This window comes from Pimelobacter simplex, assembly GCF_024662235.1.
Lineage (GTDB): Bacteria > Actinomycetota > Actinomycetes > Propionibacteriales > Nocardioidaceae > Nocardioides.
The window spans coordinates 4,067,028-4,080,209 of record NZ_CP096276.1; the positions used below are offsets into that span (position 1 = coordinate 4,067,028).

Below are 13,182 nucleotides of genomic sequence, written 5' to 3' on the forward strand. Positions count from 1 at the left end.
CGACGTACGTCGCCCGCTCCCGGGCAGACGCCGCGGCACCCGGCACCGCGTGTGGGGCGACGGTGCCGGCAGGCCGGTGCGGCCCGGACGGACCAACCCAACCCCCCCAGGTCTGTCCGGGCCGCACCTCCTCCCGCCGCCCCTGCGGCGTGCGCGATGATGGGCCCTCGAGACGGCGCCCCGGGGCGGCCCGGGGCGGCCCGGGACGTCTCGGGTCGACTCGGGTCGACTCAGGCCGAGGAGGGAGCCATGGCCGGCGGAGGTCCCGTGCTGCTCCCGCGCGCCCGGCTGCACCACACGCTCGACCACCCCGAGGCCCGGCTGAGCGTCGTCGCGGCCCCGAGCGGCTACGGCAAGACCAGCCTGGCCCGGGCCTGGGTCGAGACGCTCACCGCGACCGACGTCGTCTGGGTGACGCTCGAGAACGACCTCGAGTCCCGGTCGGCCTTCTGGCAGACCGTGCTCGCCGCCACCGGCCGGGTCGGCATGACGGGCGGGCCGGCCGCGCCGCCCGCCCTGCTCACCGAGATCGAGTCCAGCCCCGATCCCGCCGCGGTGATCGCCCGCGGTCTCGCGAGCAGCACCCGGCCGCTGCTCGTGCTCGACGCCTACGAGAAGGTCCGGGCCGCGGCCGGACAGGTCGACGACGACCTGCTGCGCCTGGTCCGCCTGGTCCCCCGGCTGCAGGTGGTCGTCACCACCCGCACCCCCGGCACGCTGGCCGGCCCCGCCCGGCGCCTGCGCGGCGAGGTGCAGCTGCTGACCGAGGACGACCTCGCCTTCACCCTCGACGAGACCCGCGACCTGCTGGCGGCCTTCGGCAGTCCCGGCGCGAGCGACACCGCGCCGGACCTGCACGCGGCCACCCACGGCTACCCGCTGGCGCTGCGGGCCGCGATGCTCGCCCGCCCCCACGACCGGGCGCGGACCACCCCGGGCCAGCACGACCCCGCCTGGCAGGCGCTGGTGGCCGAGGACCTGCGCGCCCAGCTCGAGCGCGGTGCGGCGTACGCCTTCGTGCTGGCGACCAGCGTGCCGCCGTACTTCGACGCGGAGCTGGCCGTCGACCTGGCCGCGGGAACGACCGGCGCCGCCGGTCCGGCCGAGGTCGAGGAGATCCTCGACGAGCTGGAGTGGAACGGGTTCGGCCGCCGGATCCCCTTCGCGCCGGGCCACCAGGTCTTCCAGTACGTCGAGTCGCTGCGCGACGCCGTCCTGGCCGAGGCCCGGCAGCGCCCGGTGGCCGAGCAACAGCGGGCGGCCGAGCACAGCGCGGCGTGGCTGCACCGGCACGGCAGCTACGAGGCCGCCCTCGAGATGGCCGTCGGCGCCGGCCTGTTCGGCATCGCCGCCCGGGTCTACGCCGCCGTCGTCGTCACCACCCAGGACGCCCAGTCCACCGGCCTGGTCGACCGTCACCTCGCCTCGGTCCCGAGCCGCGCGCTCACCCAGTTCCCCGCGCTCGCGTTCGGGCGCGGGCTCGCCTGCTTCCGCGACCCGTCGCTGCGCGGCGCCGCCGCCGACTACTTCCGGATCTCCGCCCGCTGGGACGGCCCGCGCTTCCCGAACCCGACCACCGGCGAGTACCTCCTCGGCCACGTCGCGAAGGTCGTCAGCCTGCGTCTGCTCGGGCGGGTCCAGGAGTCCGGCCGGGCCGCCGCCGAGGCCCTCGACTTCCTCGCGCGGATGCCCGCGGGCGAGCGCGAGGGGCTCAGCTTCCTCGGCCCGATGGCGCTGCGCCACCTCGCCTACTCCCAGTTCCTCGCCGGCGACGTCGCCGGCGCCCGGGACTCCACGACCCGCGCGGTCGCGATGGCGACCGACCCGGTGGTGCGCAACCACACCGCGGTGTACGCCGTCGGGCTGGGCGCGTTCGAGGGCCAGACCGTCCCGGCCCGCGCGGCCCGCTCGCTGCTCAGTGCGCCGGCCTGGCGCCCGGGCGAGGACCGCTCCTACGCCAACGCCCTGGGCCGGATCGGGGAGGCCGTCCTCCGGCTCGACGACGCCGACTTCGCCGGCGCCCTCGCCACCTTCGACGACACCACCTTCCGCGACACCACCGAGCACTGGCCGTTGCTGACCTGGACCCTCCTGCACGCCCACATCGGCCTCGGCTCCGCCGCCGCCGAGGCACGCCGGGTCGAGGAGCAGCTGCGCCGGACGCCGGCGCCGCCGGTGATGGGCGACAGCGTCGGCGCGGCCGCGGTCCGTGGTGCCCTCGCCGTCGCCTGGCTCGCGGCCGGCAACCACCCCCGCTCGACGGCGCTGCTGCGCTCCCGGACCGGCTACGGCGGGCAGCTCGCGCCCGCGGCGGCCCTCTCCCGCCTGCTGGCCGGCGACGCCACCGGTCTGCTCACCGCGCTGCCCGCGCTGGAGAGCCGCCCCGGGCACACGATCCGCTCGCTCGCCGCCGTCCTGGTCCTCGGCGCCGCGGCCGCCACCCGGACCGGGCACGACGACGCCGCCGCGGCCCTGCTCGAGCGCGTCCTCGCCCAGGTCGGCCCCGACGGCGCCCGCCTGCACCTGATCTACCTGCCGCCCGACGACGTCGCCGCGCTGCGCCGGATCGCGGCGAGCCGGGGCAGCCCCGCCGTCCAGGAGCACCTGGCCGCGCCGATCCCGGCCTGCTTCGACGCCGCGCCCACCGTCGTCGCGCTGACCCGCCAGGAGCGGACCGTGCTCGCCGCCCTCGCCCAGCACCCCCACCGGGGCGACCTGGCCGCCGCCCTGCACCTGTCGGAGAACACCGTCAAGACCCACCTGCAGCGGATCTACCGCAAGCTCGGCGCCGGCTCGCGCACCGCCGTGCTGGAACGGGCGATCGAGCTCGACCTGCTCTAGCTGGGTGACTTTCGGGGCGACTTGTCCCCCGGAGGCGTTGCCCGGCACCCGGTCAGGGGGTTCGGTAGAGCCGCCGCGGCCTGCTCGGCCCGCGGCATCCCCCGATCGGAGCCTTCCTCATGTCCTCACGTCGCGGCCCGGCCGCCGTCCTCGCCCTCGGCGCGGCCACCCTGGTGCTGCTCGCCGGCATCACGCCGGCGATGGCCGACGACCCGACCCCGACCCCGGCTGTCCCGGCTTCCCCGGCGCCGACCGCCGCGGTCGAGACGCCGACGCCCGAGACGCCGACGCCCGAGCCGACGCCGTCACCGGAGGCCGATCCGACCCCGACCCCGACGCCGTCCCCAGAGGCCGAGCCGGCCCCGGAGAAGGCGTCCGCGCCCGCCGCGGCCCGGCCGGCCGGCATCACCCTCACTCCCGAGACGGCCTCGACCGTCGCCGGTGAGCCGGCGTCCTTCGCCGTGTGGAGCGTCGACGCCGACGGGACGCGGCTGCGCGAGGTCACCGCCGAGGCCGACTACGAGGTCGTCGGCGGCGGGTCCTGCACCGCCGGGTCCTGCACCACGACGCGGGCCGGCGTCGCCGTGGTCAAGGCGCGGTGGGACCGCTTCTCCGCCGTCGCCGGCCTCCAGGTCACCCCGGGACCGACCGCCGGGATCACGCTGAAGCCCACCGCCGCCAGCATCGGCATCGGCGACGCCCAGGTCTTCAGCGCGCTGCGCGTCGACCGGTACGGGAACCGGACCGAGCTGGCGTACACCGTCGACTACACCGCCAGCGGTGGGCTCGCGTGCCTCGCCAGCGGGCACAGCGCGCGCTGCGAGCCGACCACCCCCGGCACCTACACCGTCACGGTCACCGATCCGAGCGACCCCGCGGTGACCGCGTCGGCCACCTTGACCGTCGGCGGCCACGTGCTCAACGGCCTCTCCGTGACCGGTCCGCCGGGCCCCGTGAGCGCCGGTACGCCGTTCGCGGTGACCGCCGCCGGCCGCACCCCCCTCGGGAACACGCTCGACGTCACCGACCGCGCCGCCTTCCGGGTCGCGCCCGTCGACGACCACGGCGTCACCGACCTCGGGGCCTCGGTCACCTGCCCGGCCGCCACCTGCACCCTCGACCGGGCCGGGCGGTACTCCGTCGTCGCCCTCCTGGACGACCCGACCCTGAGCGCCACGACCGAGGTCGAGGTCGCGCCCGGCGCACCGACCGGTCTCGTCGTGAGCCCGGCCGAGGCCGCCGTCACCGCCAGCGCGAGCCAGGACTTCCGGGCCGCGCTCGTGGACTCCTTCGGCAACCGCACGCCGGCGCCCGGGGCGACGTACACGATCGGTGCGCCGGGTATCTGCACCGACAACGCCTGCACGGCCGCCACCGCGGGGACCTACACCGTCACCGCCACCGAGGGCGGCCGGACCGCGACCGCGACCCTCCGGGTGCACCCGGACGAGCGGCCCACCGCGGGGATCGCCCGGATCGAGGTGGCCCCGACCGCGGCGAGCACGCCCGCGGGTGCGCCCGGGACGTTCGTGGTCCGGGCCTACGCCGCGGACGGCCTGCCGCTGGGCACCGTCACCGACAACGCCCGGCTCACGATCGAGGGCGCGGGCACCCTGCGGACGCCGTTCGGCGAGCGCTCCCTCCGCTGCACCGGCGCCACCTGCACCTCCACCGCCGCGGGCCGGCACACCGTGACGGCCCACCTCGGCGACCTCACCGCGACGACCACCTTCGTGGTCGTGTCCGACGGCAACCGGGTCGCGACCGGCCTGGCTCCCTCCGCGGCCGTGATCCGGGCCGGCGAGACCCAGGCGTTCGCGCCCGGGATCCTCGACACCTACGGCAACCTGGCCGAGGGGTCCACGGGCATCGACGCCCTGGAGCTCCAGGCGAGCGCCGGCGCGAGCTGCACCGGCACGGTCTGCGGGTCGACCCGGGCCGGCGTCTACGTCATCCGGATCGGCGGGTTGAACGGCCAGCCGGTCAACGAGGAGTTCCAGTGGCTCTACACGGCCCTCCTCATCGTCGTCCCGGGCCCCACCGACCGCATCGGGCTCGATCCGGCGACGGCGACCGTCCCCGCCGGCGAGGCCGTGGACCTCACCGCGACGGCGTACGACGCCTACGACAACGTGATCGGCGACGTCACCGACCGGACCGCTTTCGCCCCCGGTCCGGGCGCGACCTGCGTCGCCCAGCGGTGCTCCAGCACGGTCGCCGCGACCTACCCGGTCACCGGCACCCTGGACGGCAGGAGCGCCGAGGCACGCCTGACCGTCGTGGCGGGTCCCGTCGACCGGATCACGCTGAGCCCCGGCCGGGCCACCATCGAGGCCGGTCGCACCCGGGCCTTCACCGCCGCGGGCTTCGACGCCTACGGCAACGAGACCGGTGACCTCACCGGGGCCACCACCTTCACCAGCACCGCGCCCGGCACCTGCTCGGCCAACGCCTGCGGGGCGACCTCGGCCGGCGACCTCACCGTCACCGGCTCGTACGTCGTCCCGGCGCCGGCCGCACCGGAGCGCTTGGCGTCCGGCCGGTTCGGGGCCCTGCTCGCCGCGCCCGGCGACACGGTGACGGGGACCGCCACGCTCACCGTCACGCCTCGGGATCCCGGCACCCCGGGCACGCCGGGCACGCCCGAGGGACCCGGTGACGGCGCCAGTGACGGCAACGCCGGTCACGGCGGCGGCGGGAACCCGGCCGACGGCTCCGGCTCTGGTACTGCCGACGCCGGCGCCCTGCCCGCCACCGGCTCCGCGGTCGACGGGCGGTACGGCCTGCTCGCCGTCCTGCTCCTGGCGGCCGGGGCCGTGTGCCTGCGCCGGGCCCGGCGCGCCTAGGGTCGAGACATGTCCGTCGTGAAGATCAACGCCATCCAGGTCCCCGAGGGCGCCGGCCCCGAGCTCGAGAAGCGCTTCGCCGCCCGCGCGGGCGCGGTCGAGGGGTCGCCGGGCTTCCTGGGCTTCCAGCTGCTCCGCCCGACCGCGGGCGAGGACCGCTACTTCGTCGTCACCCAGTGGGCCGACGAGGAGTCGTTCGCCGCCTGGCGCGACGGCCAGGGCCGCGCCGCGCACGCCGAGAAGCCGGGCGAGGCGCCCCGCAAGCCGGTCGCGACCGGCGCCGACCTGCTGGAGTTCGAGGTCGTCCTCGACGTCAAGGGCGGCTGAGCAGCCGCGCCGCACGGCGCAGGTCGGCCGCCACGGCCGCCCGGCTCCCCCACGTCACCAGGCCGCCCACCCGGAGGCCGCGGACCGCGAAGTCCGCGGTCACCCGGCAGCCGGCGGCGTCCTCGTCGAAGCGCAGCTCCAGGCGGGCCCGGAACGGGCCGCACTCGCCCTCCTCGACCCACCGGTACGGCGGCTCACTGAGCGTCGTGCGCATCCGGGGCCGGATGCCGGGGACCACGGTCACGTCGGTCCACGCGCTGTCGTCGTCCCGCACCCCGGCGACCGCCCGCAGCGAGGACTGCCAGGCCGGCCGGTTGCGCGGGTCGGCGAGGTAGGCGAACGCCCGCTCCCGCGGGACCGGGAAGGCGACGACGATCCGGGTCACCCCACGATCGTGCCAGCCCGCTCCTCAGCCGGGGCGGCCGCAGCGCCGCGGACCCGGCGGCGCGGCGCCGCGGTGTGCACGATCAGCGCGAAGGCGACCAGGATCGGCGTCACCGGCGCGAGCATCTGGCCGGCCAGGAAGCCGTCGACCAGCCCGTACGACGGCGTCGCGGCCACCACGACCAGCGCCGTCACCGGCGTGGCCAGCGCGGCACCCCAGGCCAGCCACCGCCAGCGCTGCTCACCGATCCCCTGACCGGCCCGGCCCGCCCGGGCCGCGCCGGCGAGGCAGATCGCGAGCAGCCCCCAGGCGGGGAGCAGGTGCCCGGCCCAGACCATCGCGCCCGGCGCCTCGGCGGGCAGCCGGCCGAAGCGGTCGAGCAGCCACAGCGAGCCGAGCGCCGCGACGACGACCGCGGCGGCGTACTGGAGGCGGGCGTTCGGCGCGACGTCCGCGCGCCGGGTCGCCCGCTGGGTCAGCAGGAAGGCGATCGCGCCGCCGCCGGGCGCCACGATCGCGAGCGTGGAGGCGCCGGAGTCGAGGCTCGCCATGAGCTCGAGCCCCTCGTCGATCCGGCCGAGCCCGACCCACAGCACCCGCAGCAGCGGCGCGGTGAGCATGAAGGCGATGTTCATCGTCATCCAGGCGCGGTGGGTGACGACGTCGCGCCGCCGGATCGCCCACAGGGCGTAGGCCGCCGAACCCAGCGTGCCCGTGGCCAGGCCCCAGAGCTGGAGGTCGAACGCCGAGCCGCCGAAGTAGTCGATGGCCGGGCTGCCGAGCAGGAAGGCGTAGGCCGCGAGCATGCTCGTCGCCATGAGCGCGAGGTAGACCCGGCCGGCGTACCGGTGCACGGCGGGACGCCGGGCGCGCAGGCGCGGCGAGAACTGCAGCATCGCCAGGGCCAGCGCGAGCGCCCCGGTGCTCGTGTGCACGAGCATCACGACCCGGTGCTCGCGGTAGTCCTCGGCCCGCAGCTGGACCACCGACCCGTGCCCGAACCCGAAGTCGTGGCTGACGACCGCCCCCTGGAGGTGGTCCTGGAGCCGCGGTGCGTCGGCGGCGAAGAAGTGCCACCCGTAGGTGAAGGCCAGCGGGAAGTAGCCGATCGCCACGACCGCCACGACCCAGAAGGCCACCCGGGGCAGCGTCCACGCCGAGGGTCCCGGCGTCGTGCCCGAGGTCAGAGGATCGCGCCGGGCGTGTAGGCCGCCGCGGCCGGGTGCGCCTCGACGACCGCGGCGACCTGCCGGCAGACCTCCTGGGTCTGGGCGACCGCGGCACCGGTGAAGGTGATCGGCTCGGCGACCAGCGTCGCGAGCTGCTCGGCGGTCAGCCCGAGACGCTCGTCGGCGGCGAGCTTGGCGAACACGTCGTTCTCGGCCTGGCCCTGGCGCATCGCGAGGGCGGTCCCGACCGCGGCCTCCTTGATCGCCTCGTGCGCGACCTCGCGGCCCACGCCGTTGCGGACCGCCGCCATGAGCACCTTGGTGGTCGCCAGGAACGGCAGGTAGCGGTCGAGCTCGCGCTGGATCACCGCCGGGAAGGCACCGAACTCGTCGAGCACGGTCAGGAACGTCTGGAAGAGGCCGTCGACCGCGAAGAAGGCGTCGGGCAGCGCGACCCGTCGTACGACGGAGCAGGAGACGTCGCCCTCGTTCCACTGGTCGCCGGCGAGCTCGCCGACCATGGAGAGGTAGCCGCGGGTGACCACGGCGAGGCCGTTGACCCGCTCGCAGGAGCGGGTGTTCATCTTGTGGGGCATGGCGGAGGAGCCGACCTGGCCCTCCTTGAAGCCCTCGGTGACGATCTCGTTGCCGGCCATCAGGCGGATCGTCGTCGCCAGGTTGGACGGCGCCGCGGTGAGCTGGACCAGCGCGGACAGCACGTCGAAGTCGAGCGAGCGCGGGTAGACCTGGCCGACGCTGGTCAGCACCCGCTCGAAGCCCAGGTGGCGCGCCACCCGCTGCTCCAGGTCGGCCAGCTTGTCGGCGTCCCCGCCGAGCAGGTCGAGCATGTCCTGGGCGGTACCCATCGGACCCTTGATGCCGCGCAGCGGGTAGCGGGCGAGCAGCTGCTCGATCCGCTCCACCCCGATGAGCAGCTCGTCGGCCACCGTCGCGAACCGCTTGCCGAGCGTCGTGGCCTGCGCGGCCACGTTGTGGCTCCGGCCCGCCATCACGGTGGTCTCGTGCTCAGCCGCCAGCCGCGCCAGCCGGGCCAGCGTCGCGACCGCCCGGTCGCGCAGCAGGTCGAGCGACTGCCGGACCTGGAGCTGCTCGACGTTCTCGGTCAGGTCACGGCTCGTCATGCCCTTGTGGATGTGCTCGTGGCCCGCGAGCGCCGCGAACTCCTCGATGCGCGCCTTCACGTCGTGCCGGGTGATCCGCTCCCGGTCGGCGATGCTCGCCAGGTCGACGTTCTCGACGACCTTCTCGTAGGCCTCGATCACGCCGTCGGGGACGTCGATACCGAGGTCCTTCTGCGCCTTGAGGACGGCGATCCACAGCCGCCGCTCGAGGACGATCTTGTGCTCGGGCGACCAGATCTCAGCGAGGTCGGCGGCGGCGTAGCGGGTGGCGAGGACGTTCGGCACGGTCACGGTGGGCCATTCTCCCATGTGCCGGCGCCCGGGCCGATTCGCCCGCTCAGGCGCGGACGGGCCGGACCAGCACCATCTCGCCGTCCTCGGTGCTCCCCCGCACCTCGGTGAACCCGGCCTTGGCCGCCACCCGCAGGCTCGCCGCGTTGGTCGGCGCGATCGACGCCCGCACCCGTACGCCGGCCCCGTCGGCCCGCTCCAGCAGCGCCCCCAGCGCCTCGCTCGCCAGCCCGTACCCCCGCGCCGGCGCGACCAGCCCGTAGCCGACCTCCACCTCGGCCACCCCGTCGGCCGCGTCCTGCGGCGGCCCGAAGAACCCGATCGATCCGATCACCAGCTGCTGCTTGAGCGACACGATCGACCGCGGCCCCCACGGGTCGCCGTCGCGCCACAAGGTCGCCGCGCCCTCGTCGTCCTCGCGCGGGAAGTCGGCGTGCCACTCGGGACGGCGCCGGCCGGCCTTGATGTCGGCGACGGTGTCGGCGTCCCACAGGACCAGGCTGAGCCGGGTGGTGAGGACGCCGGACGCGGTACCCGGGTGCGCGCTTTCGACCATGGCGCCACTGTGCCAGGCCGATGGATCTAGGGTCACGCCATGGCCCTGGACGACGACCTGGTCGCGCGCATCACCCGCGCGGTGACGACGTACGGCGCCGGCCGGCCGATCCCGCCCGACGAGCTCGCCGCCCGGCTGGCTCCCCTCGGCCTCACCCCGGACCCGGACCTCGCCGACTTCGCGGCCCGCTGGGGCGGCTGCTTCGTCGGCGTCGCCGTGCACCTGTGGGACCACTCCTCGCTGCTCGGCCGCGAGACGTGCGTCGAGCTGACCACCTGGGCCCGCGAGGCCCACGGCGCGGTCGTCGACGGCCTCGTCATCGCCGACGACGGCGCCGGCAACCCGATCTGGATCGCGGCCGACGGCGCGGTGCGGATCCTCGACCACGACAGCGGGCGGGTGGACGCGTTGGCGCCGGACTTCCGGACGTTCGTCGCGGACAACGTGCACGCGTGAGGCGGGCTCAGGCATCGAGGAGGTCGGGCAGATCGACCGTGACGACGCCGTGGTCCGCGATCGCGATCTCGGCGCGCGGGCGGTGGTCGTCGAGGAGCACCAGCGTCTCCCAGCCCTCGTCGACCAGGTGGTGCACCTCGAGGGTGCGCCGCTCCGGATCGACGACCCAGAGCTGGCTGATGCCCGCGGCGGCGTACTCGGGTGCCTTGCGGACCAGGTCCTCGGTGCGCGTGCTCGGCGAGAGCACCTCGACCACCAGGACGGGCCGCTCGATGAACAGACCCTCGGGCTGCGTGGTGGCGTAGGCGTCGGGGATCCGGACCCGGTTGCCGGGCAGCTTGATGTTGCCGGAGCTCGAGCCGAAGAGGTTCTCGACCTGGTCGAACAGGTTGGCCAATCGGCGCGCGATGCGTTGGTGGCGCCAGATCGGGTCGGGGCTCACCACGACCACCCCGTCGACCCACTCGTGGCGGGGATGCTTCGGCGTGGCGAGGTACTCCTCCCACGACATCGGGATGTACTGCACTGCCTCCACCGAGACTCCTGACACCGAGACGGACACACCGGAACTCCTCTCCCATGATGACCCGGCCATCGGGTCGGGGAAAGGCTCACCCTCCGGGGAGGTACGCGAAACGTCGACCACGCGTTGTCCACAGACAGCGCGCTGACCTGCGGTTTCTCGAGCGCTCAGGCCTCCGGGAGCAGCATCTTCTGCCACCACACGATGTCGATCCACCGCCCGTGCTTGCGCCCGACCTCGCGCAGCACCCCCTGCCGCTCGAACCCGCACGCGCGGTGCAGCCCCTCGCTGGCGTCGTTCGGGAGCGCGATGCAGGCCAGCGCGGTGCGCATGCCGGCGGCGGTCATCCGGGCGAGCAGGTCGTCGTACAGGAGGCGGCCGAGGCCGCGACCGGTCGCGCCGGCGCCGAGGTAGACGGTGACCTCACGGGTGTGGTGGTACGCGCCGCGGTCGCGGAAGGCGCCCGAGTAGGCGAAGCCGACGACCGGGCCGCCGGGCTCGGCCTCGGCGACGAGGAAGTGGTCGCCGGGGTGGGTCGAGGCGAGCTTGGCCTCCCACACCGAGCGCGCGGGCGGGGCGACGTCGAAGGTGGCGTGGCCCTCGGCGACCTCGCGGGCGTAGATGCGCGCGACCGCGTCGAGGTCCCCGTCGACAGCAGCCCGTACGACGGCCGCCATCACTCGTCCTTGAGCGAGGCGCCCTCGATCGCACCGAGGGGCTCCGCCGCGATGTCCGTACGCCGCTGCAGCCCGTCGAAGCGGATCAGGTCGGCCGCCGCGTAGGCCCGGGCGCGCGCGTCGGCGATGTCGTATCCGATCGCCCGGACCGCGACCACGCGGCCACCGGCGGTGACGAGCGAGCCGTCGGCGAGCGCCGTACCGGCGTGGATGACGTCGACGTCGCTGACCCCGTTGGCCGCGCCGACCCCCGTGATGACGTCGCCCTTGGACGACGACTCCGGGTAGCCCGCCGACGCGAGGACGACGGTCACCGAGGCGCCGTCGCGGAAGACCGGCGCCGGCACCGACGCCAGCTCACCGCGGGCCGCGGCGGCGAGCAGCTGGCCGAGCGGGGACTCCAGCACGGCGAGCACCGGCTGGATGTCGGGGTCGCCGAAGCGGCAGTTGAACTCGATCACGCGCGGGCCCTCGGCGGTGAGCGCCAGGCCGACGTACAGGCAGCCGACGAAGGGGGTCCCGCGCCGGTTCATCTCGTCGAGGGTGGGCTGGACGACCTGCGCCATGACGGCGGAGGCGAGGTCGGTGGGCGCCCACGGCAGCGGCGAGTAGGAGCCCATGCCGCCGGTGTTGGGGCCGCGGCCGCCGTCGAAGATCCGCTTGAAGTCCTGCGCCGGCTGCAGCGGGTACGCCGTCGCGCCGTCGCACACCGCGAACAGCGAGACCTCGGGCCCGTCGAGGAACTCCTCGATCACCACGCGCCCGCAGGCCGCCGCGTGCGCCACGGCCTCGTCGCGCGAGCGGGTCACCACGACGCCCTTGCCGGCGGCGAGCGCGTCGTCCTTGACGACGTACGGCGGGCCGAACGCGTCGAGCGCCGCCGCGACCTCGTCAGGAGTGGTGCAGGTGAAGGACCCGGCGGTCGGCACGCCGGCGGCGGCCATGACCTCCTTGGAGAACGCCTTGGACCCCTCGAGCATGGCGGCCGCGCGGGACGGCCCGAAGACCGCGATCCCCGCCGCGCGCACGGCGTCCGCGACGCCCGCGACCAGCGGCGCCTCGGGCCCGACCACCACGAGGTCGGCGCCGAGCTCGACCGCCAGCGCCGCGACGCCGGCACCGTCCATCGGGTCGACCGGGTGCAGCGTGGCGAAGGCGCCGATGCCGGGGTTGCCCGGGGCCGCGTGGACCTCGCTCACCCCGGGGTCGCAGGAGAGCGCGAGGGCGAGCGCGTGCTCGCGGCCGCCGGTGCCGATGACGAGGGTCTTCACGGACGTCGATCCTAGAAGCGGCGCGTCCGGCCCGCGACCGCGCACCCCTTTCGAGCGGGTTTCCATGATCTGTCGCCACCGAGACAGATCGAGAGTACGGTCATCGTCCGGCAGCATCCACGCCGGTCCCCCTCTCGGAAGGACACCTGATGCGAAAGATCCTCGCCCGCCTCGCGCTGGCCGCCACCCTGCCTCTGCTCCTCGGTCTCCTCACTCCCGTGCCCCGTGCCGACGCGGCCCCCGCGACGCCAGCCGCGAGCGCGCTGCTCACCCAACGCGCCTACGGCTGCTCGGCCGTGGCGCTCTACGTCAAGAAGCGCGCCGACGGCTACGTCGAGGGCAAGATGCGCGTCAACTGCCCCCGCGTCATGCAGATCATGCGGGTGCGGGTGAACCTCAACCGGTGGGCCGGCGGCGGCGCGCCCGGTGCCAACTGGACCTCGTCCGAGGGCAAGACCTGCACGAACAAGTCGCTGTGCGAGTACGTGTTCAAGTCCGGCGCCAAGGACCCGGCCGGCAAGCAGAAGTATCGGTTCATGAATTACCCGGGCTCGCAGGGCACGATGGTCAGCCGTGGCCTCGAGGGCACGGACGCCTACTGCTACCTGCCGGAGGACCCCGACCTGTGGTGCACCCACGCCGACGCGACCTTCTGAGGCCACGCCGCACCCTGACCTGACCTGACCTGAGGCAGCGAA

Annotated in this window: 12 protein-coding genes; 5 read left to right on the plus strand and 7 right to left on the minus strand. The window is 75.2% G+C overall.

Features of this window, described 5'->3' with window-relative positions; all coding sequences use genetic code 11:
- Positions 1 to 249 precede the first annotated feature (249 nt).
- The 3 genes from M0M48_RS30900 to M0M48_RS20060 all read left to right on the plus strand — a co-directional run bounded on the left by M0M48_RS30900 (position 250) and on the right by M0M48_RS20060 (position 6,014).
- Positions 250 to 2,841: a helix-turn-helix transcriptional regulator gene (locus M0M48_RS30900; protein WP_308220329.1), complete on the plus strand. Its 2,592-nt coding sequence runs from the start codon at positions 250 to 252 to the stop codon at positions 2,839 to 2,841.
- A gap of 119 nt (positions 2,842 to 2,960) precedes the next feature.
- Positions 2,961 to 5,687, plus strand: coding sequence for a hypothetical protein (locus M0M48_RS20055; RefSeq protein ID WP_257752484.1), 2,727 nt, complete (start codon positions 2,961 to 2,963; stop codon positions 5,685 to 5,687).
- A 9-nt stretch (positions 5,688 to 5,696) separates the two neighbouring features.
- Positions 5,697 to 6,014: an antibiotic biosynthesis monooxygenase family protein gene (locus M0M48_RS20060; RefSeq protein WP_215812846.1), complete on the plus strand. Its 318-nt coding sequence runs from the start codon at positions 5,697 to 5,699 to the stop codon at positions 6,012 to 6,014.
- Here the strand turns inward: M0M48_RS20060 and M0M48_RS20065 are convergent.
- The 4 genes from M0M48_RS20065 to M0M48_RS20080 are packed head-to-tail and all read right to left on the minus strand — an operon-like array spanning position 6,001 to position 9,557.
- Positions 6,001 to 6,399 (minus strand): SRPBCC family protein, encoded by a 399-nt coding sequence (locus M0M48_RS20065; RefSeq protein ID WP_257752485.1) that lies wholly within the window; start codon positions 6,397 to 6,399, stop codon positions 6,001 to 6,003. The genes M0M48_RS20060 and M0M48_RS20065 overlap by 14 nt on opposite strands.
- Positions 6,396 to 7,538, minus strand: a complete 1,143-nt coding sequence (locus tag M0M48_RS20070; protein WP_257752486.1) for a DUF2306 domain-containing protein — start codon at positions 7,536 to 7,538, stop codon at positions 6,396 to 6,398. Before M0M48_RS20070 ends, M0M48_RS20065 begins: the two co-directional genes overlap by 4 nt.
- A gap of 44 nt (positions 7,539 to 7,582) precedes the next feature.
- The gene (purB, locus tag M0M48_RS20075; protein ID WP_418057777.1) at positions 7,583 to 9,001 is read right to left on the minus strand and encodes an adenylosuccinate lyase; all 1,419 of its coding nucleotides are present in this window, start codon (positions 8,999 to 9,001) and stop codon (positions 7,583 to 7,585) included.
- 46 nt (positions 9,002 to 9,047) lie between these two features.
- Complete coding sequence (locus tag M0M48_RS20080) at positions 9,048 to 9,557, minus strand: GNAT family N-acetyltransferase (RefSeq protein WP_215812842.1); 510 nt, start codon at positions 9,555 to 9,557, stop codon at positions 9,048 to 9,050.
- A gap of 39 nt (positions 9,558 to 9,596) precedes the next feature.
- Between M0M48_RS20080 and M0M48_RS20085 the strand changes: the two genes are divergently transcribed.
- Positions 9,597 to 10,013 (plus strand): SMI1/KNR4 family protein, encoded by a 417-nt coding sequence (locus M0M48_RS20085; RefSeq protein WP_257752488.1) that lies wholly within the window; start codon positions 9,597 to 9,599, stop codon positions 10,011 to 10,013.
- A gap of 7 nt (positions 10,014 to 10,020) precedes the next feature.
- On the opposite strand, the gene M0M48_RS20090 is transcribed toward M0M48_RS20085, so the two are convergent.
- The 3 genes from M0M48_RS20090 to purD all read right to left on the minus strand — a co-directional run bounded on the left by M0M48_RS20090 (position 10,021) and on the right by purD (position 12,484).
- Positions 10,021 to 10,548 carry a Uma2 family endonuclease gene (locus tag M0M48_RS20090; protein ID WP_257752489.1) on the minus strand — a complete coding sequence of 176 codons (528 nt, stop codon included), beginning with the start codon at positions 10,546 to 10,548 and terminating at the stop codon, positions 10,021 to 10,023.
- A 155-nt stretch (positions 10,549 to 10,703) separates the two neighbouring features.
- Positions 10,704 to 11,213, minus strand: coding sequence for a GNAT family N-acetyltransferase (locus M0M48_RS20095; protein WP_257752490.1), 510 nt, complete (start codon positions 11,211 to 11,213; stop codon positions 10,704 to 10,706).
- Positions 11,213 to 12,484, minus strand: coding sequence for a phosphoribosylamine--glycine ligase (gene purD / locus M0M48_RS20100; RefSeq protein WP_257752491.1), 1,272 nt, complete (start codon positions 12,482 to 12,484; stop codon positions 11,213 to 11,215). Before purD ends, M0M48_RS20095 begins: the two co-directional genes overlap by 1 nt.
- A gap of 149 nt (positions 12,485 to 12,633) precedes the next feature.
- Here purD and M0M48_RS20105 point away from each other — a divergent pair, with 149 nt between their 5' ends.
- Positions 12,634 to 13,140 carry a hypothetical protein gene (locus M0M48_RS20105; protein WP_257752492.1) on the plus strand — a complete coding sequence of 169 codons (507 nt, stop codon included), beginning with the start codon at positions 12,634 to 12,636 and terminating at the stop codon, positions 13,138 to 13,140.
- Positions 13,141 to 13,182: the final 42 nt, after the last annotated feature.